Source organism: Nocardia amamiensis (assembly GCF_015477605.1).
GTDB classification, from domain to species: Bacteria; Actinomycetota; Actinomycetes; order Mycobacteriales; family Mycobacteriaceae; genus Nocardia; species Nocardia amamiensis_A.
In genome coordinates this window covers 1-2,509 of sequence record NZ_JADLQX010000117.1, presented here as the reverse complement: position 1 = coordinate 2,509, position 2,509 = coordinate 1, and the positions used below count along the sequence as shown (strand labels likewise).

The 2,509-nt window shown below is 60.0% G+C and carries 1 protein-coding gene; it reads right to left on the bottom strand.

The genetic code is table 11. From position 1 onward, the window contains the following. Positions 1 to 120: 120 nt before the first annotated feature. Positions 121 to 1,812 (bottom strand): acyl-CoA dehydrogenase family protein, encoded by a 1,692-nt coding sequence (locus IU459_RS36915; protein ID WP_195134217.1) that lies wholly within the window; start codon positions 1,810 to 1,812, stop codon positions 121 to 123. Positions 1,813 to 2,509 lie beyond the last annotated feature (697 nt).

Here is a 2,509-nt window from a genome sequence, read left to right as displayed (position 1 = left end):
CCGCCCAGATGGAGACCGCCGTGCGCTCGTTCTTCCACCGCGTCCAGAAGCTCCCCGGCCGCGCCCGCAGCTACTTCCAGGCCCCACACACCACTTACGCTTCAACCTTTTAGTTTCGGATCAATACGTGTTTGCGATACGATCCGGACGCACGAGTGTCGGTCCCGTCCATTCGGTATCCAGGAGGGGGGCCAGCGCTCGCGCGATGATGATCTGGGTGTCGGGTTTGTTGGACAGGGTGCCGAAGGTGCCGTCCCAGTCGCCGCCGAGCCGCGACGAGATGAAGGCGTCCGCGACTGCCGGATTATCGTGCTGGACCAGCAGTGCTGCTTGTAGTGTCAGTGCCATGAGTTCGAGGATTCTTCCTGCGCGCCACTGCATTTGTTGGGGATCTCGAAGTTTGTGATGAAGAAAATGCACTGCTGCGTCGAGGTGCCGGTCGGCGCCGCGGGCATGGTCCAGTTCGGTGAAGAATGCCTCCAATGATTCGGGGTGTTTGCTTATCACACGCAGCGCTTCTCGTGCGGCGAGGTTGCTCGATCCTGCTCGGATGGAGTGCATCGGCATCTCGCGGTAGATCTTGGGTATTCCGGATTCTTCGAGGTGGCCGTTGCCGCCGAGGCAGTCCAGAATTTCAGTGATGTGTGCTGAGCCTCGCTTGCAGATCCAGTAGTTGCAGACTACGAGCGCCAGTCGACGGAATGCTGTTTTCTGGCTGTGGCCGGCTGCCGCGCGATCAGTTGCTTCGGCCAGGTGCATGACCGCGGTGATCGCCGCTTCGGTCTCGATGGCGAGGTCTGTCAAGACGTTGGTCATCAGCGGTTGGTGGCTCAGCTGCTTTCCGGTCGAGTGGCGATATGCCACATGGTGAACAGCCTGTGTGAGTCCTGCGCGCATGCCGCTCGCAGTGCTGAGGATGCAGTTGAACCTTGTCATAGCGACAAGTTCTGAAATCGTTGTGGCGCCACTGCCTTCTTCGCCGATCGGCCATGCCACAGCACCGTTGTATTCGATCTCTGCTAAGGCGTTGGTGCGGTTGCCGAGCGCGTCATTGAAGCGGACCAGATGTATGCGGTTACGTGTGTTATCGGGCAGCACGCGTGGCACTAGGAAGCAGGACAAGCCGCCGGGCGTCTGCGCGAGTGCAAGAAACAGGTCACTCATAGGCGCGGGGGTGAACACTGTGCGACCGGTCAGCAGGTAGGTGCCGTCATCGGTAGGAAACGCCGACGTGGTGATGGAACGGATGCCGAGGTCGCCTTTGTTCTCGCCCATCGACACGGCGGCCAGCAACCCGCGCTTACCTTCAGGTGCTCGCAATCCGTAGTCGTAATCCGGTGTTGTCAGCAACGGCTCGAACCGAGCGGCCAGTGCTGGCTCGTGGCGCAGTGTCGGCACTACCGCATAGGTCATCTCCAGTGGCCACATGTGTCCCGGCTCGACCTGTCTCCACACGAATGCCTTGGCGGCTCGCGCCACATGAGCACCTGGGCGTCCCTGAATCCAGGGTGCGGCGCCCAGTCCTGCGCCGACACCGGAGGACATCAACCTATGCCAACTGGGATGGAACACCACCTCATCGATCCGGCGGCCATACCGATCGTATGTGCGCAGGATCGGTGAGAATTCCTCGGCTTGACGTGCCCATCGCCGTACATGATCGGCGCCGGCTTGCTGTCCGAGGGCTCGTACATCGGTCTCCGCCCAACCGGCATCCGATCGCCTGAGGCATTCCAGCAACACCGGGTCTGCGGCGACATTGAATTCGTTCGGACCCGAAGCTTCTTCGAAAGCTGCGGTCGTTTCTGTCATTGACACTTCCTTGCGTGCAAGATTGCAGTGCTGCCATCAGCGATTGCAACGCTAATTCTTCTCTCAGCGTCGTCGCCGCAGCACTTTCCGAGCAAAACCATCGCTGCCATCGTCGTGGCGTGGAAACAGGCATGAGAGCCGCGGCGTCTGACGAAGTGCTTCCAGTTCGGCGTCGGAACCGAAATACCTGGTGCGGTGCTGAACCATGCAGGCTCGATTCGCAATGTCGTCATCAAAACTCGAAGGTGGCCTCTTCGTTACACGCCGCGATTGTCACTCTTCCAGCTCGCGCAACCGGCTCCGCACGGTGCTGCTGTGTGACATTCGCCGAATCGGAGGCTTCGTTGCCCTCCCGACTGCGGCTAGCTCTACTGCCGACTAACCCTACTGAAAGCGCCACTGCGACGTCAACGTTGACATAACGATCTATTCTCGACACTGGCAATACTCTGGAGATACCCAGACGAACTATGCGACCAGTCGGATTGCTTCATTGTTTCGAGCCGGAAGGGCGCGTAACACTCAACGGGCCCGACGATCAAGTGCTCGTCCCCTCGGGGCTACAGACGTTAGCCTCAATACCAGTGACTTAAGGTTTGTGGGCTGGTAGGGTCTGTGCCCGGGAGGTGTGCATGCCGCGGCCTGGGCAGGTCAAGTCGGAGACGGATGAACGGTTGTCTGATCGCATCGCGGTCGG

Bases quoted from the DNA above. Each gene is read 5' to 3' on its own strand.
- IU459_RS36915 (WP_195134217.1), bottom strand. From the start codon at position 1,812: ATGACAGAAACGACCGCAGCTTTCGAAGAAGCTTCGGGTCCGAACGAA.